We start from the raw sequence: 25,033 nt of genomic DNA, 5'->3' as shown, positions 1-25,033 counted from the left end.
TGAAGAAGTACTAGTTCAACAGAGCCGCCAGAACACGTAATCAATCTACGTGAACCAGCCCAGGGCTTTCTCACCATGTCGACATGGCGCAGAAAGCCTACCAGAAAACAGGTAGGTTCACATGCAAAACATACGCTGTAAACAGTGTAATAAACTGCTGGCTAAAGCAATTTTTCAACAATTAGAAATAAAATGCTCCCGTTGCGGGGCTATAAATCAGAGGACCATGAGTCCCTACATAGATGGAGAAAAAACTCATGGCCAAACCGCTGATTCCTTGGATCGGAGGCAAACGAAAGCTAGCTGATCATTTACTCCCGCTGTTCCCTGAACACACCTGCTATGCAGAGCCGTTCAGCGGAGCTGCGGCTCTTTTCTTTCTCAAGGAACCTTCGCAAGTTGAAGTCCTTAATGATGTAAACAGTGACTTAGTGAACCTCTATCGCGTCGTGAAGCATCATCTCGAAGAGCTATATAAACAGTTTAAGTGGGTACTCAGTAGCCGCCAAAACTGGGAATGGATGCAATCCACACCACCCGAAACGCTAACTGATATCCAACGTGCAGCAAGATTCCTCTATCTACAAAAACTTGCATTTGGAGGTAAGGTGGAAGGCCAATGCTTCGGTACTAGCGCCACCAGTCGTCCTAGGTTCAATATTTTCACGTTAGAACAAGACTTAGTCGATGCACATTACCGATTATCTAACGCGACAATAGAACACCTAGACTGGAAACGAATCATAGAAAAATACGACCGGCCTGATACTCTGTTCTACTGCGATCCACCCTACTGGCAAACTGAAGGTTATGGTGTCCCCTTCGGATTCGAAGAGTACGAACAAATGGCGCATCTAGCTAAAACAATCCAAGGCCACATCATAATCAGTATCAATGACCACCCAGACATTCGAAATATATTCAAAGATCTGCACGTAATAGAAGTCGATTATAAGTACACCGTAGGAGGTTCAGCGAAAGCAAGTGATTGTGTAGAGTTGATATATGGGAACTGGGATAAGTCTCCAATACCACGAGGTCAGCAAGGTCTATTTTAATATAGAAAATGCAGAGTTAGCGCGTGCCAATAAAAACACAAAGCATTGCCAAAAAAAGCGCCGCGCTACAGAGGCTCTTTTAAATCTGGTAGGACTAAGCAGATTATTCCCCTTCGGGCTATCGTCGCAAGCTCCGATGTGGTCTCGCTGCGCTCGGCTCGAACTGCGCAGTTCTCATCTGCATAGTCCAAGGAGCAAAAAGCCCCGCATTCGCGAGGCTCTTTTAAATCTGGTAGGACTAAGCAGATTCGAACTGCTGACCTCTACCATGTCAAGGTAGCGCTCTAACCAACTGAGCTATAGTCCTAAATAAGTGGTGCGTAGTATACGACTCTGTTTAATCAGTTCAAGATTTTTTTTCACTCGATTTACCACTTTGATACTTAAATACAACGATTAAAGGGTTGGGTCACTGCTATTAGCCTAAAACACCTTACTCTGCTGCCGCTGTTCACACTGTAAGGAGCATCTTTAATCTTAAGTTCTTGGTTCCGTTCTTTTGGAACCACTAACCCAATCGATCATTTACAGAAAATGTCTTTGGTCTATGTTTACTAAGTGTTTATCAACTGTTAATCATTCCATAGTGGCAAAATTAGATACTATTTATCAGTGAACTCTAAGTTGTGAGCTGCTATATAATCTGCTTTAGAACTGTGAATTTGGTGGGGAACCTATCGGTATATTACCTCATACAATCTAGGCCTAAGGTGTAGATGTTGAGAATAACCGAAAGCATTCGCGAGGAAGCTGTTCAATTTATCACCTCCCCTGCTGAAGCTCATTTAGTACAGGTTCAGTAACCCATTTTCCCAAAAAGAATTGAACAGCGCCGATCCCAAAAAGAGATAATAGCTATGCTTAGAGATGTTTCCATAAAGACAAAACTGACGGTAATGGTCGTTCTACCTATTATTGGCTTGATTTGTATTACTTTGTTTGCACTTCAAGAACTACAATTGACGGAAGGCGGCGCGAAACGGATTTATCATGACAGGGTTGTTCCCCTTGAAGACTTAAAAATAATCGCCGACGATTATGCGGTGCTCGTTATTGATGCGATCAATGAAGCAAATGCCGGCATTTATACTTTAGACGAAACCGTAGCCGATATAGAAAGCTCTAAGCAAGAGATCAGCCTTAAGTGGAAAAAATATCTAGCAACAAACCTCACACCAGAAGAGAAAGCTTTAGCTGATGAGGCTCAAAACCTTTTTGTGTCCGCTGATGCAGCTATTGATAATACACTACAGATCCTAGCCACTATATCTGGGCCTCCTAAAGGCCAGCTTGATGCACTGGATGGCCCCCTCTATACCCAAATAGACCCTATTAGCGAAAAAATTACTGAGTTAATAAATTTACAGCTGCGCGTTGCTAAACAAGAATATGAGGCCATTCAACAGGTTTATAAGGAAAGTATTTTTCTGCTCTCTACACTATCAATACTGATCATGGTTTTACTGATCGCTATTTCAGCTTATAACTATCGCTCCATGATTAATCCACTGCTACATATGCAGGAAACTATTGAACGTATTTCTGAATCTTCTGATTTAACTCTCACACTGCAAACAGAAGGTAAAAACGAATTAGGAACAATAAGTAAAAGCTTTAACGCAATGATCGCGCAAATGCGTGATATTGTTAGTCAAATCACCTCGGCGACTAACCGACTGGCCAGCGCGGCTAAGGATATGACCGATGTTAGCGTTGAAACAAAATCCAGTATTAACACGCAACGTGCAGAGATAGAACAAGTGGCAGCAGCCATGAATCAAATGGTCTCCTCATCACAAGAGATATCACACAATGCGGAGCAAGCGGATAGTGATGCTCGCAATACAAGAGAGAAAGCACATCAAGGCACGACCATTGTAAATCAAGCGGTCGTGGCCACAAACGCACTTGTCACTGATGTTAAAAGTGTATCCAGTAAAATAAAAACGCTTGAGTCTGATAGTGAAAATATTGGCTCAATTGTGGATGTGATCAAGAGCATTGCCGAGCAGACAAACTTACTAGCACTTAACGCTGCTATTGAAGCCGCCCGGGCAGGCGATCAAGGACGTGGATTTGCTGTCGTAGCGGACGAAGTACGTACATTGGCACAACGCACGCAGGTCTCCACCCAAGAGATACAAGTAGCTATTGAGCGTTTACAGTCGGGCACTACCGATGCCGTAACTGCAATGAGTGAAGGACAGAAAAAAGCGGAGACCGCCGGTTCTAAAGCGACTGAAGCAGGCTCTTCACTCGAAGAGATCTCAAAAGCAGTTATCAGCATAACGGATATGAATGCTCTTATATCTAGCGCATCAACCGAACAAACCAGTGTGTCTGAAGAGATCAACCGGTCACTGATTAACCTACATGATGCGTCTAATATCTCTAGTAATGGGGCGGAAAAGATCTCTCAATCGAGTACTGAACTAAACTCCCTTTCCAACGAGCTGAAAGCGATGATCGCGAAATTTCGCGTAGGCTAAGGTTGAGTAGAGTGATGGGATGCTCAACTTATAAAATAACGTCAAAATATGCTGAATAATTTTTTAGATATTCTGACGTTATTGATTCTGTCTTAAAAATGGGGAAGTATTAGCGCGAGAGCGTTTTAATCCTTTTACAGCCTAACGCTCAATCCACCAGCTTATGTTCTATCGCGTAACGGGTGAGCCCTGCTGCTGTGTGTATATCTAATTTTTGTTTGATATTTTGTCTATGGGTCTCAACTGTACGTACAGAAATATCGAGCTCTCTAGCGATCTCTTTATTACTATTGCCTTCAGCAACTAGTTTCAAGACATCTTTTTCACGGCCGGTAAGCTCTTCCTGTTGAGTATTTGCATGCCCACCCTCCTGATCAAACTGGCTAAATAAGCTTTGTGATGCTCCTGAACTAAAGTATGTTCCACCGCCGTAAACCGTTTCAATCGCTGAAATTAGCTCGTTAGATGAAACGTCTTTTAAAACATAGCCAGCCGCACCACATTTAATCAGCTTAACAATATATTCTCTATCATCATGCATACTTAAAATTAGTACTTTCACATCCGGCTGTTCCGCATGGAATCGCTCCGATGCTTCAAAACCATTCATCACGGGCATAGAGATATCCATAAGAACAACATCTGGATGAAGGGTTGATGCCAACGCTAAGGCTTGCTTTCCATCATTAGCCATGCCGATAATTTCAAGGGAGGGTTCACCTTCTAAGCGCGCACTAATTCCATCTAGTACAAGAGGGTGATCATCGACCAATAATACTCGGATTTTATTGTCATTCGGCATTAGCGTTTGTATCTCCTAAAAAATTGCGAAACCCACTTTAATACGTGTACCTACACCCAAACGACTCTTAATACTAAAACGTCCACTGAGCAATTCTGTACGCTCACGCATATTTAGAAGACCGATTCCTGTCTCTGTCTTCTCGGGGATAAAGCCTCGTCCATCATCTGATACCTCTAACCAGATATAGCCTTCACGAAACCAAATTTTTAAACCTACATTCTGAGCTTGTGCATGCTTTTCAATATTTGTCAGGGTTTCTTGGGCAATTCTATACAGCGTAATCTCAATATCATCAGGTAGACGCTGTTCTGGTAACTCTATTCTGGCATTCATTCGGATGTTCGTGCGCTCAGAAAAGTCATTGGCCATACTGTGTAGTGCGGACTCAAGCCCTAGATCATCAAGCTGTATAGGTCGAAGGTCATGGGAGATACGTCGCACCTCTTGAATCGCCATATTTAAAACATCACAGCCTTTAGTGATGTCATCAACCGCGCTTTCATCCCCTTTCAGCGATTTATCTCTGGCAAGTTCCAATCTGAATTTTACCGATACCATTAGCTGATTAATGCCATCATGCAGTTCACGTGCAAAATTACGCCGCTGACTCACCTGAAATTGAACATAGCGATGGGCTAACTCACGTAATCGCACATCCGCTAATTGGGAGGAATGCATATTGATCGCAATACCAATGAGCGCAATAATAATAATTGTACCCGCTAGAATAACGACCACGGTAAAAAATGTATTTCTGATATTACGGGTTACTTTTAAACGCGTATGGGCAACTTCTTCTGCAATATCATCAATATATAAACCGGTTCCCATCATCCAATTAAATTTCGGTATTTTAACCACGAAACTCAATTTCTTTTCCTGATGCCCTGCTGAAGGTTTTCGCCAGAGGTAACGATAAAATCCGCCCCCCTCATCAGCAATCCTAATCAAATCGCGTATTACATATTTACCATTACTATCTTGCAGCTCGATTAGATCCTGCCCAACCAACTCCGGCTGGGTAGGATGAACTAAATTAATGCCCTGCATGTCATATAAAAAGAAATAGCCATCATCACCAAAAGTGAGAGTGTTCAGCATATCCTTTATACGCTTTTCTGCATTTTCATCCCCAGGCTCAGATTCATTAACAACTTCCTCTATCGCGTTCATCGCTAAGGCGACATAATGCTGTAGCTCTTGATGTTTAGAGTTGAGTAAATTTTCTTCGAAGGTTTCAATCTCTTGTTCTGAGAGAATATGCGCCTGATTTAAGCTAATCATAGTGATAGCTACCGTCACTATAATTAGTGGCAGTATTGAAAGCAGTAGCATTTTTGCTTTTAATGAAGCTGTGACGCTTTTCATATTGGAATAATTATGATTTTTAACTGGCGCTAGAATACAACTAACGCATGACTAAAGAACAGCCTATAACGGCAAACCCACAAGCTTAATAACCACTTATATAATCAGTATAAAGTACTCTGAGGGAGAACACCCGATGGTTTTTACATTGTGGAAAGATGCTGCGGAAGTTGCAAAAAGTGCCACTAAAGCTGGCGCATTAAACAGTTTCAAAACATCTATGCTTAGTGTCCAAGAAGGAGATCTTAATTTTCATGTCCGTATACTTGAGAATCTCCAGAACAAACCAACACCCGATAGTTCCCTAGCTAAGCTCAATCAAAGTAAACCCGACCCATTCCTACCTCATGAAAAAGCTTTATTTGTCACCAACATCGGTGATAAACATAAATGTTTATTGAATAAATATAATGTAGTCGATGAACATCTGCTCTTAGTAACTCAAGCCTTTGAAGAACAGAATACAGCCCTTAATAAAAACGATTTTTATGCCTTACACCGGTGCCTATGCGCCGCGCCGGCATTAGCTTTTTACAATAGTGGTAAAACGGCTGGGGCCAGTCAAACCCATAAGCACCTACAGCTGATAAAAGTGCCAGAAACAGTGGAACAATTAATCGCTTTTAATCCACAACTGTCAAAACTACATGACGAAGTACCTAGGGAGCTAGATAGCTTACCCTTTCGCCATGCAGCACTGGCCTTACCTAAAGATATTTTTACAGAAGAGAAAATACAGAATGGTGATGGTGCTGCTCAATTACAAAACTTTTATAATCGGCTGCGAATGACCTTAGGGATCGAAAAAGACGGAGAGAAGATAGCCAGCGCTTATAATCTTCTCTTAAGCCACCATTGGATGTTGATGGTACCTAGAACAGGTGAAAATTTTTCCGGTGTTTCACTTAATGCACTTGCCTTTAGTGGCTCGATTTTAGTAAAAAGCGAGGCACAAGCTCACGAGATTATAGAGGCTGGACTCTCCACGGCTTTAAATGTGGTGAGTCGGTCTTAAAATACCCCCTTGATCCAAAGACTTTTGCAACGATCAGATTAAAGCGGTCTGTCCATTATTTAAGATCACTCGTTGTGGCTGATACTGCCAGTGCTCTTTTATCCGCTCATCAGATAGCACCTTATCAGGACTGTTTACAGCACTCACCTGCCCCTGATCTAACAAACAACAGGTATCACAATAACGAAGCACTTGGTTAAGGTCATGCAGAATGGCAATAACACCAAACCCCTCTTTTTTTGCTAGCTGTTGAGTCAACGTTAAAAGATGGTGTTGCTGTCCTAAGTCTTGTGCCGACGTCGGCTCATCAAGAAGTAGTAAAGGTGAGTGACTCGCTTGACTGAGCTGCAATAAAACCCGCGCGAGTTGAACTCGCTGCCTTTCTCCCCCTGACAACGAAGGATATGAGCGATCCGCAAAACTACAGCAATCAGTCGCCGACATTTTTTCATCGATCAACTTATTGGCTTGAGCTTTAGACAGCGATAATGGAGTTAAACCTAAAGCAACTACTTCTCTGGCGCTGAAAGGAAAGGTCAATTGGCTCGCTTGGGGAAGTACTGCCAGATGCTTAGCCAATTCACGGCGATTCCACTGTGTTAGCTCTTTACCATAGAATTTGATAGAACCACTGGCTTTAATATCACCACTAATTGCTTTTAATAAAGTTGTTTTACCGGCCCCATTCGGCCCCAACAGGCCGTAGACCTCCCCTGCCTTTACCGAGACAGAGACTTGATCTAATAGCAGCTTTCCCTGTGGTTTAAAGCTGACATTATTAAGCTGCAACATGATCAACTCCAGTTTTTACGCTGTTGGATTAACAAAATCAGAAAGAACGGGGCGCCCAATAGCACCGTAACTAAACCTACGGGAAGTTCCGCTGGCTGCACAACAAGACGCGCTAACAGATCGGAACCCATCAGCAGAACAGCACCTAGCAAAGCAGATAAAGGCAGTAGAAAATGATGGTTCGGCCCTGTGGCTAAACGAACCAAATGAGGTACCACTAAGCCAACAAAACCGATAATGCCTGAACAAGAAACGGCGACACCTACACCAATCGCGGTAAGAATAATCATTTGTAATTTAAGCTGTTCAACATCTATCCCTAAATGGCGCGCCTCGGGTTCACCTAAAAGTAACGCATTTAAAGCTTGGGCCCGACGCTGAAAGGCGATCATTAATAGCAGCATTGTTGTAAAAGCTAGCCATAAGTTAGCATCACTCGCACCGGTTAATGAGCCCATCTGCCACACATTCAGTTCACGTAAACTGGCATCATCAGCAAAATAACTTAAGAAGCCAATGGCTGCACCGGCGAAAGCTGAGATAGCGACACCGGCAAGCAGTAAGACTAAGACTGAGGTCCCATTTTTTGATTGCGCTAAACCATAGACCAGCAAAGTAGTGAGCAAACCACCAACAAAGGCCATCGTAGGGATTGTCCAACTTCCCCAAACAGCTGGAAACACAACAATAGCTAAAATAGCACCCACCGCTGCACCCGATGAAACGCCAATAATACCGGGATCTGCCAACGGATTACGAAATAAGCCCTGAGCAACCGCACCGCATTGGGCCAATATGGCCCCGACAAAAATAGCTAATAACAAACGAGGTAAACGAAGTTCTAAAACAACGACCTGCTGATAACCTTCTAGTTGACTGAAATTAGCACCAAAAAGGTCATCTACAACAATCAATAAACTATCGTATACCGGAAGATTCATGGCCCCTAACACAAGTGATAACAGAGCACAGGCAATCAAAAGACTCGCTAATGCTAAGGCGCATATTGAAACGGACCTTTGCATCAATTATTTTCCTGACGAGCAAGAGTGTGGGGATTAGATAACTGCTGAGTTAAACGAATCGCTTCATTAATAGCCGATACACTCAAACCAGCAACTAATGCGGAGCCATTCACGGCCACAATACGTTTATTTTTTACCGCGGGTGTATGAGCGAGTACAGGATTAGCCGCAAGCAAGCTTTGCACTGCATTCTCTACATCACTACCTGCAACGATAATCACAGAGGGCTTCATTTCAAACAGTGATTCAGCCGATATATTTCGGTAGTTTTTAAAGTCAGCAACATTGCTAGCTTTCATCAATTCGATAAAGGAATGGCCCGTTGTCCCCTCTCCTGCTAAACGTAATTTACTATCATCCATAGATAATAAAAACGCTACGCGCTCCCCCGATAAGTTCACCTTATCAAGTGTCGCTAGTTTTTGGTCAACAGATTCAAGCAAGGCTTGCCCCTTTTCCTTCTGCTCTAAAGCCATAGATAGCGAACGTATATTGTCACGAAGTTGTTCACTATTTTTTGCACTGCTTAACTGTACAAATTGAACATCGGCTTGCTTTAGTGCCGTCACAACGGATGAAGGACCTATATGTTCACTCCCTATCACTACCGATGGATTTAAGCTCATTAAACCTTCAGCAGACAAGGTGCGGTGATAACCAATATTAGGGAGTTTAGGATACCCCTCTGGCAGCTTGCTCGTCACATCTACGGCAATCAAATCATCTTCAAAGCCAAGAGCAAAAATCAGTTCAGTAACACCCGCATCAGTACTAATTAAACGCTGTTCATCCGCTGCATAAACTGAAACAGGTAACGCAATTAATAGGATAAGTTTCATCCAGTTCACGACTGAAAACCTATTCTTTTTTTGTGTAAATAATCGAAACGGCAAAGAGATCATGGCTGTGCGTCTTCCATTAAAATTTGAGTGTTAGTTATTTGCTGCTCATTGAGGAGGGCTAAAAGTTTTAACAAAGGTTCGACGTCTGAATCACGGGCAGCAGCAATTGAAAGTGCCCGATCTTTTTGATCTGCAATATTTACCAACAGCGCCTGTTTAAACTCAGCCCATTCATAAAAGCGATCTTCTCCAATTGCATAGATTGGAGATTTATCCAACAAACTTATTGTGAGCGGTTTTTCAGACTCTTCATGGAGGGCTATTTCACTGTCGCTATCAGGAATATCAACCGGCAATGAGAGCAAACGCGTATTTGCAGTTAACAGTAAAAAAACCACCACTATGAAAATAATATCTATCAATGGGGTAAGTTCTAAACTGCTATTTATTTGGCTTTTCTGCTGTGCACGAATCATTTTAGCGCCTCAGTGCAAACACCTTCGATCCGAAGATTACCTACATTAAGTACTTGCTCTGTCATTGCTATCAATTTATCCACCCAAAGCTGAAAGCCATGCGCCCCAATAACCGCGGGAACAGCAACAATCAAACCAGCGGCGGTTGTTTTCATTGCGATTCCTAGCCCTTCGGCCATCATAGATGGGTTAATCGGTCCTTGGTGATCACCTAAATTATCAAACACTTGAATCAGACCAATCACAGTCCCGAGTAGCCCTAACAAAGGTGCAATTAACGCTATAATTTGGAGCATACGAATACCATGACTCAGTTTTCGCTGTCTGTTATGCAGCCATATTGCCGCAATATCCGTTCTCATAACCCGTGATTGATCTGCATGTTGATTAAGTAGCGCCATCCCAGCGCTAGGAAGGCTCCGCTGAATACTGTGATAACAAAGCACAGTTATACGCTCAAGCAATATCAAAAGGGTAAGAACAGAGCAGATTAATAATGGGATTCCTAGCGGCCCTAAATACTGTTGCGTTAAAACAAAGATATTCATAATTTATAATATTAAAAACCTATAACAACGATCAATTAAGTGAAAAAACAACCGGAATCCTGACACGCGAAGCGATACGGATACCGTTCCTTTCATAAGGTTTGAATTTCCACTCGGAGACAGCTTTTAAAGCTGATTTATCTAACAGGGCCAAACCTGAGCTCTGAGTGACTTCCAACTTTGATTTGTTACCTTTTTCATCCAACCAAATATCTAACCAAACAGTACCCTCCTGACCTCGTTTACGAGCAACCACCGGATAACGAGGCGGCTTAGGCTGTGCCGCAAAAACAGGCTTAGTAATAATTTGCTCGCTCACTTCCATCTGATCACTTGTGCTCCGATGGGGAGGATTAGCCTCTAGGTCTGTGAGGGATTGAGTATCTGAATTAGTCTGTACCGATGATGGCTCAACTGTTTTAGCATCAGGATTTACCTGCTTAATACTCGGTTCCACCTTAGCCACTGATGTACTGGCTAGCGCTTCACTCTTATTTTTGAGAACGGGGGATGGCTTTAAAACCTCTTTCGATACTGGCTGTGTAATAGCCGGTTTACTTGTTTTCTTTGTTACTTTATTTGCGACTACAGGCACCTTAGTGACCTCTTCTTTAGGTACAGGTCTATCCGCTGTTGTCTCAGGCTTAGGCTCTGTATGCCTTAATGCCTCTTGAGCAGGCAAAGAGTTAACTATTTTCCCCTGAGTAGGTTCAGGCTGTGGCCGACTAAACGAGATCGCGAGCGATAGCTGACTACCTTTCCCCGAGGCCTCATCCATAAAGCTCGGTTTTTCCAACGCAGCGAAAGCCCATTCTTGCAGCAAAATAAGTGCACTAATGAACAGCACTCGCCAGCCAAGTAAACCCCATTTTCTCTTAACCAACTGAGTCATAAATACCCGTTACCTAACCCTATAACCTTTGCGCAAAAAGCGCCCGATGATTCTTTAAGACTAATAATGACCGCCATAATAAAACAGGATAAAACCTAATGCAAATACAAGTCATTATCATTTACATTGTGTTTATTAAATAGTAGCATCCCCTCAATCAGGACCTAGAGAGATAGAAAAAACTCTAAATTTAACGAGCTAGCCATTGCTGATAACGCTATATGCAGCAAGCTAGAAAACTCAATTCTCATTGACGTAATAGGGGAATTCATGAAACCTAAACCTTTAGCGGTGCTCATCAGTAGTATTATTTCAGCTCCAGCAATGGCCGATGCTGTTGATAACAGCCCAGTCTTTAATGTCGGTGAAGTGGTTGTGAACGCAACCCGAATGGAACAGAAATCTGATGAAGTTTCACGCCCTATCACTGTTGTTGATAAGGAAACAATCGATAACATTCAACCGCAGTCGATCGCTGAAGTCCTAGCGAATGAACCTAATATATTAATTGACGGGGGCTCTCGCCCTGGCTTCCAAACCATTAATATCCGAGGTTTAGGCGACAATCGTGTGCTACAAACCGTTGATGGTGTACGACAAGATTTTGAATCTGGGCACCGTGCAAGCTACTTTTTAGATCCAATAATACTGAAGTCAGTTGAGGTCGTTAAAGGACCTGCTAGTACTCTTTGGGGGTCAGGCGCTTTAGGCGGTGTAGTCGCACAAACTACTATTGATGCCGCTGATATTTTAGAGAGCGATGATGATGTCGGCGGTTTAGTAAAAAGTAGCTTTAACTTTAACAATGATCAATTGACGACAACAGCTGTTGTCGCTGGTCGTACCGATTCTGTCGACTGGCTAATTAGTGGTTATGGTCGTGATTCTAATAACATAGAAATGGGTAACGGCCAGCCGTTAGAAGACTCGGCTTCAGAAGATCAAGGCGCTTTAGCTAAGGTTGAATGGCAAATTAACGAAGACCAATCCATCGCTTTTAATGCGCGCCATGCAACGGTTGAAGGCGGGGTTCCTTCTAATGGAGCATCCCATGTCAATGGCAGCAGTGTTTTCCTGATAGACAAAGATCAAGTTAATAATAGCCTATCTGCAGACTATAGAATCAATACAGAATCACCACTACTCAATGCACAGGTAATGGCTTACTGGAATAGTGTCGATGTGGATGAATCACGGGTAAGTGATGGTCGGATTGATAACACCGAAAAAGACACATACGGTCTAAACCTTAATAACCTATCACAGTTTGATAATTTCACACTGCTTTATGGAATTGATGGATCACATAGTAATTTTTCTGCTGAACGTAGTGGTGCTGATCGTCCAATCCCTCCTGATGCAGACATTGATGTCTGGGGTGCTTTTGCCCAAGGGGTTATTCCACTATCAGATAAATGGACAGTGGAGCTAGGTGCACGCTATGACTATTTCTCTACAGAAGCAAAAAACATAGGTGAAAGCCGCTCGGATAATGAACTATCCCCTTCCGCAGCACTGATCTGGCAAACAACCGATAGCTTAGAACTGACCCTTAGACACGACAGAGCCTTCCGAGCACCAACAGCTGAGGAGCTTTACAGTACAGGCACCCACTTCTGTATGGGGCCAGGCATGTGTAACACCTTTTTACCCAATTCTGATTTAAAAGCAGAAAAAGCCGCTAATACAGAGTTAATGGCCAAATTAAAGATCAATAATGCATGGACATTGAAAACATCTATTTTTGAAAACCGTGTAGATGACTTTATTGAGCAGACCGTATCGATGAATCCATTCCCCGGTAACACTTATTGGGAAAACGTTGATAAAGCAAAACTGCACGGGTTTGAGATTAACGCCTTGTATAGCCAGAACGATATTAATTTAGCACTAGGTTATGGCCAAACACGTGGTAAAGACCTTGCGACAGGTGATCCACTCAACAATATTCCCGCTAATACTTGGTCTGCAGATCTAAGCTCTAGCTTCCTAAATAACCAGTTAAAAGCTGGGGTACGTGTGCTACATGCGGAAGAGCAAGACTTATCCACAGGTGATGTCTATGATGACTACACTATAACCGACCTATATGCAGCTTGGCAGCCAGCAGCTCTCAAAGATTTGACCATCAACCTCACGGTTAATAATGCAACAGATGAATATTACCGCCGTGCATGGGCTGAAATTTATGAAGCGGGTCGCGAAGTATCTTTAGCCGCCACGTATAAGTTCTAAATAAAAGCACCTAAATTAGCAGGGTGATTCCCCCTTCAAATCACCCTGCTAATTTTCCACTTAGAGCATAAAAAGTAATGAATAAAGAAGATACTCAACCCCTAAATACGCAACTTACTGGTGATCAAGCTGAAGCACTACTGAAGGAGTTAGCAACTTGGGGCAATACCACTACGATTATTTTACATGGTGGGTCCGTATTTGAGTTTAAAGGGGCCTTTCCAAAAGGTGAAATTGGCCATGGTTACTACAACCTAACAGGTCCGGTTCCTGGTTTTCATGGACATATCAATTTAAACCTCATTCATCATATTAACTTTCAAGATAAACCTCATCGAGGTCAGGAAAGTTACGCCTTCAATTTCCAAGATAAAGACGATAGCAACATTTTTAAAGTATTTTTAGGACGAACAGAGGACGGTACATTAATCGCCGATCAAGTAGCCCGTTTTAAACAAATCAAACAGCAGTTAAGCTTAAGAAAAGAATAGGAATTCCCATGAGCAATGATTCACTACAAATTCGTGTACAGGAAGAAGTCTTAACATTTATCAATAGCCGCCAAAGCTTACAGTTAGCGACTGCAGGAAAAAATGGCGAGCCTTATGCCTCATATTCCCCCTTCGCAATTGGCGATGATTGTTTATACGTGTTACTGAGTGAAATGGCCGTACATGCGACCAATCTGCAAGAAAATTCAGTTGCTGCCGTTATGATTATTCAGGATGAAGACAGCGCCAAAGAGTTGTTTGCACGTAAGCGTGTTAATTACTCTATAAAAGCTGAATTTCTATCTTATGACAGCCCAGAGTGGAGCTTAGGCATCAATACCTTAGCGGAACGTCATGGGGATCGAATCAATAAGCTCAGCCAATTATCAGACTTTAAGCTGTTTAAATTAACCCCTACAGGCGGCCGATACGTTAAAGGGTTTGGTAAAGCTTACACGTTAGCAGGCGATGGGCTAACGGGTAGCGAAGTGCAACATATGACTGGTGGGCATACAAAACGCAACGCGGCATAAGAATATTTAAAAAAGGCGAGTGGTATCCTGCCACTCACCTCTCTTTAAAAGCAGTTATTAACCCGCATCAAACATAACTTCATCCGCAGCATCCCACCACTCCTGTGTTGCACTTGTACCTTTCGATGACTTTGACGGTAGTGGCTGAACAGGCTTAACTTCCGGTTGTTGAGCTCGGCTATTCCAGGCTTTATTTTCTTCCTTAAAAAAACGCGGTTCTGGTTTTTCTAAATCAGGAAATCCCTGATTATACTGCTGATAAAAACGGTTATTACTTCTTTCTAACTCTTGGCTGCTAGACGGTGTATTCAAAATACGTGGTGTAATTAACAACACCATTTCAGTTTCTTCTTCCTCTTCAATCGTACTGCGAAAAGCGGCACCTAAAACAGGAACATCACCCAAAAGTGGAACTTTTCGCTCATTGTTTGAAACCGTAGAGCGGATTAAACCACCTACGGCAACGGTTAATCCATTTTGAGCCGCCACTACGCCTCTTAAGCGAGACGTATTAATTGTATCTATCGAAAGGTTAACGACATTACCTGTTCCATCGGTCACAGGAACAGTCCCGCCACCGGGGTTCAAGGTTGAGCTCTCTTGTTCTAAATCCAACAGGACAGAACCATCAGAGTTGATACGTGGTGTAATCTTTAACGAGATACCAATCTCTCTGAGCTCCGTTTGCGTCTCAATATAAGCAGGGGAAATAACAACACCGCTATCGATGGTCGCTGGGTTAAACGTAAAACCACGCGTCATAAGGCTCTCTTCACCAATAAAGAGGTCAGCCTCGCGATGGTTAGACGCCAATACCATCGGATTGGACAATACTTTTAAACGCTTATTTTCTTCAAGAAACTCAATGTTAGCGCGTAAACGATCATTCAGATATTCGTAAAGGAATGAGCCTGAATTTAAGAGGCCATTATTACCAAATGAGGTTGGTGTTAGTGAATCATTACTACCAAAAGGGGCCAATTCAAAATTAAAAATAGAGTTAAAATCTTCACCCAACGAGATACTAAGAATCTTCATTTCCAGCATCACTTGTGGAACAGGGATATCCATCTGCTTAACCAAACTAGAAATGGAGGCCAGCACTTTATCATCGTCTGTTCGGGCGATGATCATATTATGCTCGTTATTCACTGTTATATAGATAGGCTGGGGTTGTAAGGTGACCGCTTGTATTTTATTAGGATCTAAAGGCATAACACTGTTACTGCTGTTTACCCGTGTCAGCTGCTCTATCTGCGCTACTGAAAATTCAGAGGTATCTGCATTGCCATTACTGCCATAGCGCTGTGACGAGTTGTTTGAAGAACGGCTTGAAGAACGACTGGATGTACTATTTGAGCGACTGCCGCTTCGGCTCGATGTAGACTGCCCTGCTTCAATACCTAGCGATAGCTCAACACGATCTCCATAAAGATCTTCAATCGCTTGAGCAACAATTTGCACATTTGCATTACGTAATCTAAACACCTCAATCCGTTGACTCTCTCGTACAACTAAATCGCGCGTGTACTCTTCTCGCCCCATGATTCGATAAGTGTGAGTATCTTCATCATAACGATACCAGAGATCACTAATGCGGCAGATGGATTTGATTGCATCAACCTCTGAAACGTTCTTAAGGTGTATCGTAATGCTTTTATTGATCGCACTCGGGGTCGCTATAATATTGGACTGTGATAATTCAGATAGCACCCTAACGACATCACCCAAGCGGGTTTCAGAAAACTCAATCTCAGAAATTTTAACCGCAGCTGAAGTATTAAGAGCGAAAGCAAGTAATACAGCACTGATTATTATCTTGATATTACCCATTAGCGAAGCACCTTCATCTGCCCCAAAGTACCCGCCTCAATCGTGAGACTTAACCTTGAAATTTTTGTTATTCTTATTGCGTGCCTAGGATTGGTTGGATCAATATTAATCTCATCCCCTACCGTTACCATGTGAACACGATCCCCAGCAACTTCGATCAATGCCATAGGTGGGAGGCTTTTTCCCCTATCTACATACCCTTTAAACAACAGCACCGGCACTTTGACATCATCAGGCATACGTCTAAAACCACGACCAAACGTATTCAACACCCCGTTAAGACCACCGGCCTCATCTGTATTTTTAAGTGTTTGTGGCTCACTAAAAGGGTCACGCATCACCAAAACTTCCTCTGCATGCGCGGTATTCCAAACAACCAAAGTAATTAGTAAAAAAATCCGATTCATAAAACACCTAACCCGATACAGCAAACATTGATTTAAAGAAGCCATAGTAGACATATCCGACAATCCCACCGATCATCAGAATTGATATAGGCTCCATCGCAGCGGCCAACGCTTTTGTAATTGAACGCACCCGCTCCTCATAAAAACTGCCAGCATCTTGCATCACCTGCACCATATTCCCGGTACGTTCACCCACCAGCGTCATCTCTTGAATAAGCCCTTCAATATAAGGTTTACGAAAGCTTTTCCCCATATCATCGCCACGCAAAATATCCTCGGCTGCTTGAGATATATCCCGTGCAATCATTTTGTTATTAATCAAAGAGCTAATAATCTGTAACGACTGCACAACAGATATGCCACTTTGCAACATACTGGTTAACCCCCAAGTAATCTGTGACATTGAGCTAGCCGAAATCATCTTGCCAATAAGCGGTGTTTTTAGAAGAATCAGGTCTAGAAACAAACGCCCTTTGGGCTGCCTATAGGTAATAAAAATGGAAACTAAGATGGCAATGATGCAAACGATAATCAGCCACCAATATTGATGAATAAAATTAGAAATACCCATCATCTGCAGCATCTCGGGTGGCGGAACGCGACCCGTTTTTGCAAAGAAAGCAGCAAACTTAGGTATGACAGTAGACATCAAGAAGATAAACACACCCACCGTCATAAACAGCACAACCGCAGGGTAGGTCATGGTGGAAATTAATTGGCTTTTAATCTCCGCCTGACGCTCCATAAAACTCGCGATACGTACTAACGCTGGTTCTAATTCACCACTAGCTTCTGCGCTTCGAATCATATGCAAGGCTAAAGGCGTAAATATAGCTTCATGCTTTTCCATCGCTTGGGAGAAAGATCTGCCTGCGCTAATTTGATCATTCATATCATCAATGATCCGAAGCATTCCTCCCCGCTGTATTCCCCTTAATATATTGAGCCCTTCAGTCACCGAAAGCCCAGAGCGAAGCATTAACGCAAACTGCCTAAAGAAAAATATTTTTTGTGAATTTTTAATCGGTAGAAGCGCACTGATCTCATCCAATAAACCAACATTCGGCTTATTCTTCTCGTTTTTAGATGTACTTTCATGAATATCGGTAATATAGATACCTTTATTCTGCAGTTTGGCGATTGCCGCATCATGATCGACCGCCGAAATAGTGCCACTGCGAGCATCGCCCGATGTGCTAATACCGTTGTAGGAGAACTTCATCTACCCTCCTCCACTAACCTATGCACTAAACCTAAATGCTTAAGCTCATCTAATGTAGTTAACCCCTGAATCACTTTCTCGCAGCCATCATGGGCTAGGCTGACATAGTATTGCGCATGCTTACGTAACTGTTGTTCGTCAGCACCCTGGGTAATTAACTCACGAAGGAGATCATCCACCCACAAGGTTTCAAACAGCGCGATCCTACCTTTAAAACCTGTGCCATCACAAAGAGAACAACCCTGAGGATGGGACAGCATTACCACTTGATCGGTTTCCTCTATACCTAAAGCATCTAACTCAGCTAAGTCAGCCTCCATCTCTAACTTACAATGCTGGCAAAGCCTTCTCGCCAAGCGCTGTGCCACGACTCCCTGTAAACTAGAGGCGATCATAAACGGCTCTAAGCCAATATTTTTAAGCCTTGTTACACTGGCAATCGCCGAGTTGGTGTGCAAAGTGGATAAAACCATATGACCTGTAGTCGCTGCTTTAAGTGCAATTTCAGCCGTTTCTGGATCACGTATCTCCCCCACCATAATCACATCAGGATCATGACGCAGAAAACTACGTAGCGCCGAGGCGAAATTTACTTTTGCATTCATCTGTACTTGCGAAACACCCTCGACAACCATCTCCACAGGATCTTCCGCCGTTAAAATATTAGTACTTTCGGACTTTAACTGAGTAAGCGCGGCATAGAGTGTTGTAGATTTACCACTACCGGTCGGCCCTGTAATAAGAACGATGCCATGGGGTTGCGCAATAACACGACTAAACTGGCGTAAGGTTTCAGATGACATACCCAGTTGGGTTAAGGTCAAGAGCTGATTATCTGTCCCTAATAGTCGCAGTGTAACCCTTTCACCATGTTTGGTTGGCGCAGTCGCCACCCTCATTTCAAACTCTATATTGGAAGGTGTTACATAATCAGCACCACCATCTTGGGGCATGCGCGTTTCAGCAATATCTAAATGGGACATTACTTTAATACGACTAACCAAAGAGCTGCCTTCAGCTAGCGAAAAACGCTTACCATACTGCTGTAAACGTCCATCAACCCTAAAACGAATCAAATAAAATTCAGCATGAGGCTCAATATGTATATCCGAAGCGCGGTGCATATAGGCAGAATTTAATAGCTGCTTAAATGATTCCACCGCATCAAACCCTACTTCAGGGGTGTGTATCTCTAGATCTATACGTAAGCAGCTTTCGAAGGTTTCCGGATCGGTTACACAGAGCTTAATATCGGTTTTAAAAATCCGTTGTACTTGCTTCTCCAGTGCAGGGTTTTCAGGCGAGTCAGTAACAACATATATCGCCTCATCTTCATTAGATGCAACCTCAATCGGTAAAATACGCCACTGACGAACAAGACTTTGAGGTATTAAGTTTAGCTGTTTCTTATTAACCCGAACCTGTGATGAACGAACGAAGAGTAATCCCTGTTCACTGGCATAAGCATGGTAAAAGCTACTCAAAGATAGACGCTGCTGATAACAAAGTGCAGTCACCTCATCCAACTGAAAACGACGTGCATTTAAGCGCGCCCCTGTTTGCTGTTCAGGAGTTATAAGTCCTTGATTTAATGCTGCCTCAAGCAGAGCCTTTCCTCGAATCGCCATAAGCCTACCTATTTAAAACCTTGAGCGCGTTTTCAAACTGCTCTTTTCTATAGGTTAACTGCAGCGCTTTTTCATAAGTAATTAGCTTATCTTTAACACGCAGAGCTAAAGCATACTCAAGGGTTTGATTACCTTGTGAGCGACCTGTTTCCATCACTGAACGAATCTGTGCAGAGTTTTTCTCACGGATCAGATTCGACACTGCACCGTTAACCATCAGGATTTCATTCACAGGTACACGACCCGACCCATCTGCGGAAGACACTAATATTTGTGTGACTACAGCACGTAAACTCATGGAAAGTTGCTGACGAACGGTATTTTGCAGATTCCCAGGGAACATACCTACAAGACGATCTATAACACCCACCGCATCATTAGTATGCAGTGTGGCAAAAACCAAGTGTCCAGTTTCCGCCGCAGTGATCGCTGCATGCATAGTTTCAAGGTCTCGCATTTCGCCCAAGAGCATAACGTCAGGATCTTCTCGCATAGCACTGCGAATAGCATCAGCAAAGCTCAGTACATCCTCACCTACTTCTCGCTGATGGACGACAGAGCATTTATTAGGGTGAACAAACTCTATCGGGTCCTCAATCGTCAAAATATGGCAAGCACGCTCCTCATTAATTTTGTTAATCATGCTCGCTAAGGTTGTGGATTTACCACTGCCTGTAGTACCCGTAACAAGAACCAGCCCATCCTTTTGGCCTGCAATCACTTCTAGTTGCTCGGGAAGACGTAACTCTTCGAAAGTACAAAACGCATTATTTAAGGCACGTACCGCAAATGCTAAGCCTCCTCGTTCGAAATAAAAATTCAATCGAAAACGTTCACCCTCTGCGTTGCTATAACCTAAATCACAACTACGTTGAGTTGTTAAATGCTCGAACTGCTCTGCTGATAAAAGCGCCTCGGCCATCCCTTCCAGCGTCCCTCTTTCTAAAACAGGCAACTGGTTCTGTTCGAGTAATTCTCCCTGTATACGAAAAACCGGATAAACATCTACAGAGCCATGCATATCAGAGGCACCGAGTGCCAACATAGACGCCAAAAGATCTTCAAATTGTTGTTTATAAAAATGACTATTCATTACAATGCCAACGTAATCTGAATATCTAACACATGCCCGCCACCCAATGCTGTACGGTCAGTTCGGCTAATCTGTACTTTGATGGGAACAACTGAGTATTCCAATTTAGAGAGTCTTTGAATAAAACCATGCAATGCACTATAACCACCCTGTAAATGCAGGTCGTACAATGGTCTATTCAGCGATGAGGCAGAAGCCTTCTTCGTTTTTGTAGAGACAAACTGAATAAGGTTCGCTTGGCTTTGAACTTTTGAGAGCAGCTGCAAGTTACTTTCTTTCGCATTACGATTCACATCGCCTACCAATTGAGCAACTTTAGTTTTATCGCGTAGGTCAACAAATACATGCCCAAACCCAGATAAGAGTGCTTTCTCTTCCTCAACCTGCTGATCCAGTTTTTTAATGTCTTTGGATTTAATCTGTTTACCATTTAGTTCAGGAAGTACAACTTTCTTACCCCTCTTTTGTTCGCGGGATAGTTTATTTTTAGCCGATTGCAACTGCTCGTCTAAAATCAAAACTTGTGTATTTAGATCTGCCCCTCGAGTAAAAAAGTAGCCACCTAGAACCAAAGCCAACCCTAAAACCAGTAACAACAATTTTTCCCGCGGCGCCATAGTCTCAAACAACGACATTATTCTGTCTCCTGATGTTTAAGCAAAAACTCAAAAGCATAAACACCGTTTTGCATCAAAGCCGTATCACCACTAAAATTACTAGGGCTTTTAGCTACATACATATGCAGCGCCTCTAAACTGATAGATAGCACTTGGTTGAAGTCATCAATACTGGCCTGATCTACCGCTTTTCCTGTCAACGAAAACTCATACCACTTGGTTTCTTTGAGTGTTTCAAGCACCACTCCATCATTAATACTTTCTGACAGTACGGGTAATAAACGCGCCATAAATGCTTGTCGTTTAACAATAACTTGTTCTACCAACTGCTTTTCAGATTGGAGCAGCGTTAGATTTTTCTGTTTTTCCTTAAATAGCTGGATATTTTTTTCCGCTTCTTGAGATTCTTTACGCAGCTCTTTTTTAGACGCTTTAAATCGATTAAGCTGCTCCTCTTTCGCAATCAGCTCCTGCCTAATTTCTTCAAGCGTCCAATGGTAATAACCTTCATAAGCGGCAATAAAAAGCGGAACAGTTAGCACTCCCATAAAGACTTTGAAAGTTTTACTACGATAAAAAGGATCTGGTGGTGGCATACCCGCTAGTGGAGCTAATAAGAGTGGTGAAGCCCCCAAAAAGTGTTGGGCTACACCAAGTTCACATAACAGAGCCTCATCATTGAGTTGCGTACGACTAACAAGAGACTCTGGTGCCAGCCCCAAAACAGTTTCAAGATATGAGACCTGCTCGGAATAAGCATGATCAAAATCAGCGACAAACCAGCGTGCTATATCAACAAAACCGCCATTCCCTATAAGATCAGCCACAGCCGAGATATTGACCAGTTGGTTAGAACACTTAATCATTGCAGCATCTAATACGCGGCCATTAGAAAGTACCGCGCAGTAAATATAAGCTTGGTGAAATTCAGTCAGTAGAATGGTTTCGTCACTCTCACCTAGCAAAGGGACTGTCGAACCAGCAAAGGGGTAGACCTGCCTTAAATTAAGGCGAGGTACTTTAGCTGCACCACTGATTTTTTTGACCGCTTCCAACCATTGCTGATGTTGAGCAATAGGCATAGAGGTACATAAATATTTTTTGGCTGCATCGCCCGCATCCAGCATCCCCACGGGATCAGACGCTTTATCCACTTGAGGCCGCCATTGAGTAACTAAACGTTGATCAGATAACTGCAACTGCTGTTGAATATGTAAACATTCTGAAATCTGCTCTTTAGATACCATCTGTTCACGAATAGCGACTTCACCATACCGCATCGGACCTCGCCCACTTGGTTGAGCCTTTTCTTCAGCTACTAAGGTTGTTAGTGTCTCGCGCTGTTCAGCGCTAATATAACCACGCCCCATAAGCAACCAGCCTAAATCCCAATTAGGCGATTGAGTTGCAACGATGCCTTCCATCTCCCAACGCAACATCTCTAGGAGATTACCTTTATCTTCAGATTCAAAACTCTCCGTCACCTCAACCAAACCTGAGATCGCGCTAATATGCAGTAACAAAACATTATTAGGCACATTTTTACCTAATACATTTTGTAACTGCTCAAAGACATCACCTAAAGCAGCAACAGGCTCAACCTTATGAGAGGTAACAGAAACCGTTACTTTTAATTCATCACGACTTCCATTGATAACCGTCGCTTTTAAATCAAAGCCAGTGGCTTTAAGAACAAGAATTCCTTTTCCTGCTGTTTTTTTATTAAGAAACGACGGCATTAATCAACCTCAAGCTGTAAAGATGGTTGCGTAGAACGTGGAATAACCAAAAGACGGTCATAAGCATTAATAACCTGGGTACTATCAACTACAAATATGGGATGCTGGCCTGCAGGAATATAGGTCGTTTCAGGGTTAGAAATAGAACCTATCCCCTTTTTCTGCCACTCTGAAGATGAGAACGTAACCGTGCGTTCTATAGAGGGGACACCACCAGAAGCCGCCGCGATGGAGAAGTAATAGGTTGTCCAGCGTTCATCATCACTAACTGCTTTATTCTGAAAAACGGCTATAGCCACTTCTTGCACTGTCGTACTGTAGTTAGTCACATTAATATTGAGTTGGCTTAAAGGAACCTGCCAATCCAAGCTAGAAACAGCCCCAGACACTCTCGTATTAAATGGAGCCGGATGCGAGCCATCATCTCCAATATAAGTAAACTGATAATCCCCAGCAGCGCTACTACTAACCTCAAACCCTACGCCCCAACCATCTAAAAATTCGCCTTCACTATCGACACCCTCCTGTAGATAAGGTCCACGATAACCTTTCAACTGTGTATAGGGCGGTGGAACCTCAAATTCACCCGCTATTGCAAGTTTGAGATAAGGCTTAATACCGCTAAAAGTTACCCAATCATTTGCGCCATCAATATTCCACCCATCCTTTTTCCCAATTAAAGGAAATAGTTCAGAAGGATCTTGAGAGGCCATACCGCTAGTGGGTGGTAGCACACCGTTATCGACAACAAAGCCCGATAAAAGCGATTGGTTTTGGTAGGTGGATTGATTATAAACAGCCCGCTCAATGAGCTTCATTTTAGCTAAAGTTTCATCATAACGAAGTTGATTATCTTGGTTATCAATAAAGGCTAAAGGGGTACTGGCGATTAAACCGATAATGAGCATGACTAAAACTAATTCAAGCAAGGTAAAGCCTTGCTGCTTAGCCTGAGCACGACACCGGTTTTTGCCAATTGAATGCGTAGCAATTAACGTAGACATAAGACAATATCATCCCCGCTACTGCTACATAGTAGATCTTGACTGCAATAATAGTCTTCACTTTCATCGGTCTCAGCGTAATCACAGCTGTTGGGCTCATACACACCGTTAGAACCCAAACTCACCAAACGCGCAGCTCCCGGCACAAAGGGATCGCGCTCGCCTGCCAATAGATCCAAATCTATGGCCAGATAAGGCCTCCCTAGCTGAGAAAATAACGTACTATCGGCCTCTGAAACTTTGCGCCATTCCAATAAACAAGTAGAGGTATGGCATCCATCGTTACTACGACTGACCCCCTCATCCACGGGGTAATGATCAAATGGGTCCGCAATGGCAACCACCGATTCTAACTCGGTGTTATAGATGAAATAGGGTTGTCCCTGCGTAGCATCAGCGCCACTAGCAGTCAGATCATCACCTATATCCACATAAAGATATTTATGGCCACTTAAATAGGGACCGCGCCAACCACGACGGTAATCGGGATTCCAATCGCCAATAGAGGTAGGCTGAATAAAAAGAAACGCAAGATCGGCAGGCGTTTCACGGGAAGGAATCACACCAGTATCGGTATAATAGGCTTCTATCGCGTCACCTATTTGTTGCATTTGATAACGGGCCGCTTGCTCAGATGCGTCTGAACCTACATCCCGAAATGAAGTGACAACGCCGCCCGCCACTACTAGCAACAATGCGGCAACCACCATCATCTCTAATAAGGTAAAACCGGACTGGTAGCGGAAAACCGCTTGCCTAAAAGGATCGTCCTTGACACTTTTAGGAAAACGGTTTGATTGAACCACTATTTTACTTCTGTCTGCTAAATACATTGATAGCCACATGATTTTTATTGTTTTTATAATAATTGCTAGAACAAACTAGCTATGTGTTCTGTCGATCTGTTAAATAATGTCTAGC

The 25,033-nt window shown here is 42.9% G+C and carries 24 protein-coding genes and 1 tRNA gene; 7 read left to right on the top strand and 18 right to left on the bottom strand.

Features of this window, described 5'->3' with window-relative positions; genetic code table 11:
• Positions 1-121 precede the first annotated feature (121 nt).
• A complete protein-coding gene (locus tag ACOQOE_RS05975) occupies positions 122-307 on the top strand; it encodes a Com family DNA-binding transcriptional regulator (protein WP_420555166.1) in 186 nt (61 codons plus the stop codon).
• On the top strand, positions 258-1,058 hold the full coding sequence (locus ACOQOE_RS05970) for a DNA adenine methylase (protein ID WP_420555165.1): 801 nt from the start codon (positions 258-260) through the stop codon (positions 1,056-1,058). The genes ACOQOE_RS05975 and ACOQOE_RS05970 overlap by 50 nt, the downstream gene beginning before the upstream one ends.
• 230 nt (positions 1,059-1,288) lie before the next feature.
• Here the strand turns inward: ACOQOE_RS05970 and ACOQOE_RS05965 are convergent.
• A tRNA-Val gene (locus ACOQOE_RS05965) sits at positions 1,289-1,365 on the bottom strand.
• Positions 1,366-1,915: 550 nt separating this feature from the next.
• On the opposite strand from ACOQOE_RS05965, the gene ACOQOE_RS05960 reads away from it, so the two are divergent.
• The gene (locus ACOQOE_RS05960; RefSeq protein WP_420555164.1) at positions 1,916-3,547 is read left to right on the top strand and encodes a methyl-accepting chemotaxis protein; all 1,632 of its coding nucleotides are present in this window, start codon (positions 1,916-1,918) and stop codon (positions 3,545-3,547) included.
• A gap of 148 nt (positions 3,548-3,695) precedes the next feature.
• Here ACOQOE_RS05960 and ACOQOE_RS05955 read toward each other — a convergent pair whose 3' ends face one another.
• Positions 3,696-4,349: a response regulator gene (locus tag ACOQOE_RS05955; protein ID WP_067861864.1), complete on the bottom strand. Its 654-nt coding sequence runs from the start codon at positions 4,347-4,349 to the stop codon at positions 3,696-3,698.
• A 15-nt stretch (positions 4,350-4,364) separates the two neighbouring features.
• Positions 4,365-5,720, bottom strand: coding sequence for a cache domain-containing protein (locus ACOQOE_RS05950; protein WP_067861867.1), 1,356 nt, complete (start codon positions 5,718-5,720; stop codon positions 4,365-4,367).
• Positions 5,721-5,856: 136 nt separating this feature from the next.
• Between ACOQOE_RS05950 and ACOQOE_RS05945 the strand changes: the two genes are divergently transcribed.
• Positions 5,857-6,735 carry a hypothetical protein gene (locus tag ACOQOE_RS05945; RefSeq protein WP_420555163.1) on the top strand — a complete coding sequence of 293 codons (879 nt, stop codon included), beginning with the start codon at positions 5,857-5,859 and terminating at the stop codon, positions 6,733-6,735.
• 33 nt (positions 6,736-6,768) lie between these two features.
• On the opposite strand, the gene ACOQOE_RS05940 is transcribed toward ACOQOE_RS05945, so the two are convergent.
• The 6 genes from ACOQOE_RS05940 to ACOQOE_RS05915 all read right to left on the bottom strand — a co-directional run bounded on the left by ACOQOE_RS05940 (position 6,769) and on the right by ACOQOE_RS05915 (position 11,310).
• Positions 6,769-7,527, bottom strand: coding sequence for a heme ABC transporter ATP-binding protein (locus tag ACOQOE_RS05940; protein ID WP_420555162.1), 759 nt, complete (start codon positions 7,525-7,527; stop codon positions 6,769-6,771).
• Between the two features lie 2 nt (positions 7,528-7,529).
• Positions 7,530-8,552: a FecCD family ABC transporter permease gene (locus tag ACOQOE_RS05935; RefSeq protein ID WP_420555161.1), complete on the bottom strand. Its 1,023-nt coding sequence runs from the start codon at positions 8,550-8,552 to the stop codon at positions 7,530-7,532.
• Positions 8,552-9,391 (bottom strand): heme/hemin ABC transporter substrate-binding protein, encoded by an 840-nt coding sequence (locus ACOQOE_RS05930; protein WP_075107879.1) that lies wholly within the window; start codon positions 9,389-9,391, stop codon positions 8,552-8,554. The genes ACOQOE_RS05935 and ACOQOE_RS05930 overlap by 1 nt, the downstream gene beginning before the upstream one ends.
• A gap of 59 nt (positions 9,392-9,450) precedes the next feature.
• Positions 9,451-9,870 (bottom strand): ExbD/TolR family protein, encoded by a 420-nt coding sequence (locus tag ACOQOE_RS05925; protein WP_067861883.1) that lies wholly within the window; start codon positions 9,868-9,870, stop codon positions 9,451-9,453.
• Complete coding sequence (locus ACOQOE_RS05920; RefSeq protein ID WP_197467981.1) at positions 9,867-10,271, bottom strand: MotA/TolQ/ExbB proton channel family protein; 405 nt, start codon at positions 10,269-10,271, stop codon at positions 9,867-9,869. Before ACOQOE_RS05920 ends, ACOQOE_RS05925 begins: the two co-directional genes overlap by 4 nt.
• 178 nt (positions 10,272-10,449) lie before the next feature.
• Positions 10,450-11,310 carry an energy transducer TonB gene (locus tag ACOQOE_RS05915; RefSeq protein ID WP_420555160.1) on the bottom strand — a complete coding sequence of 287 codons (861 nt, stop codon included), beginning with the start codon at positions 11,308-11,310 and terminating at the stop codon, positions 10,450-10,452.
• A 270-nt stretch (positions 11,311-11,580) separates the two neighbouring features.
• Between ACOQOE_RS05915 and ACOQOE_RS05910 the strand changes: the two genes are divergently transcribed.
• From ACOQOE_RS05910 to ACOQOE_RS05900, 3 genes are all read left to right on the top strand, one after another.
• Complete coding sequence (locus tag ACOQOE_RS05910) at positions 11,581-13,545, top strand: TonB-dependent hemoglobin/transferrin/lactoferrin family receptor (RefSeq protein WP_420555159.1); 1,965 nt, start codon at positions 11,581-11,583, stop codon at positions 13,543-13,545.
• 77 nt (positions 13,546-13,622) lie between these two features.
• On the top strand, positions 13,623-14,036 hold the full coding sequence (gene hutX, locus ACOQOE_RS05905; RefSeq protein WP_067861895.1) for a heme utilization cystosolic carrier protein HutX: 414 nt from the start codon (positions 13,623-13,625) through the stop codon (positions 14,034-14,036).
• An 8-nt stretch (positions 14,037-14,044) separates the two neighbouring features.
• Complete coding sequence (locus tag ACOQOE_RS05900; protein WP_420555158.1) at positions 14,045-14,569, top strand: HugZ family protein; 525 nt, start codon at positions 14,045-14,047, stop codon at positions 14,567-14,569.
• Positions 14,570-14,626: 57 nt separating this feature from the next.
• Here the strand turns inward: ACOQOE_RS05900 and ACOQOE_RS05895 are convergent, their stop codons facing one another.
• Genes ACOQOE_RS05895 through ACOQOE_RS05855 form a run of 9 tightly spaced genes read right to left on the bottom strand, consistent with a single transcriptional unit; the run spans position 14,627 to position 24,918 of the window.
• Positions 14,627-16,402 carry a type II secretion system protein GspD gene (locus tag ACOQOE_RS05895; RefSeq protein WP_067861902.1) on the bottom strand — a complete coding sequence of 592 codons (1,776 nt, stop codon included), beginning with the start codon at positions 16,400-16,402 and terminating at the stop codon, positions 14,627-14,629.
• Positions 16,402-16,809, bottom strand: a complete 408-nt coding sequence (locus tag ACOQOE_RS05890) for a hypothetical protein (protein ID WP_067861904.1) — start codon at positions 16,807-16,809, stop codon at positions 16,402-16,404. Before ACOQOE_RS05890 ends, ACOQOE_RS05895 begins: the two co-directional genes overlap by 1 nt.
• Positions 16,810-16,816: 7 nt before the next feature.
• On the bottom strand, positions 16,817-18,031 hold the full coding sequence (locus ACOQOE_RS05885; protein WP_067861906.1) for a type II secretion system F family protein: 1,215 nt from the start codon (positions 18,029-18,031) through the stop codon (positions 16,817-16,819).
• Positions 18,028-19,659, bottom strand: coding sequence for a GspE/PulE family protein (locus tag ACOQOE_RS05880; RefSeq protein ID WP_420555157.1), 1,632 nt, complete (start codon positions 19,657-19,659; stop codon positions 18,028-18,030). The genes ACOQOE_RS05885 and ACOQOE_RS05880 overlap by 4 nt, the downstream gene beginning before the upstream one ends.
• A 4-nt stretch (positions 19,660-19,663) precedes the next feature.
• On the bottom strand, positions 19,664-20,752 hold the full coding sequence (locus ACOQOE_RS05875) for a type IV pilus twitching motility protein PilT (RefSeq protein ID WP_420555156.1): 1,089 nt from the start codon (positions 20,750-20,752) through the stop codon (positions 19,664-19,666).
• Entirely contained in the window at positions 20,752-21,387 is a 636-nt protein-coding gene (locus tag ACOQOE_RS05870; protein ID WP_067861914.1) for a hypothetical protein, read from the bottom strand. The genes ACOQOE_RS05875 and ACOQOE_RS05870 overlap by 1 nt, the downstream gene beginning before the upstream one ends.
• Positions 21,387-23,108 carry a hypothetical protein gene (locus tag ACOQOE_RS05865; protein WP_420555155.1) on the bottom strand — a complete coding sequence of 574 codons (1,722 nt, stop codon included), beginning with the start codon at positions 23,106-23,108 and terminating at the stop codon, positions 21,387-21,389. The genes ACOQOE_RS05870 and ACOQOE_RS05865 overlap by 1 nt, the downstream gene beginning before the upstream one ends.
• Positions 23,108-24,112, bottom strand: a complete 1,005-nt coding sequence (locus ACOQOE_RS05860) for a type II secretion system protein (RefSeq protein ID WP_420555154.1) — start codon at positions 24,110-24,112, stop codon at positions 23,108-23,110. Before ACOQOE_RS05860 ends, ACOQOE_RS05865 begins: the two co-directional genes overlap by 1 nt.
• Positions 24,100-24,918 (bottom strand): prepilin-type N-terminal cleavage/methylation domain-containing protein, encoded by an 819-nt coding sequence (locus tag ACOQOE_RS05855; protein WP_420555153.1) that lies wholly within the window; start codon positions 24,916-24,918, stop codon positions 24,100-24,102. Before ACOQOE_RS05855 ends, ACOQOE_RS05860 begins: the two co-directional genes overlap by 13 nt.
• Positions 24,919-25,033: the final 115 nt, after the last annotated feature.

This window comes from Neptuniibacter marinus, from assembly GCF_965223595.1.
GTDB classification, from domain to species: domain Bacteria; phylum Pseudomonadota; class Gammaproteobacteria; order Pseudomonadales; family Balneatricaceae; genus Neptuniibacter; species Neptuniibacter marinus.
The sequence above is the reverse complement of the archived record's forward strand: the minus strand, read 5'-3'. Positions and strand labels throughout refer to the sequence as shown.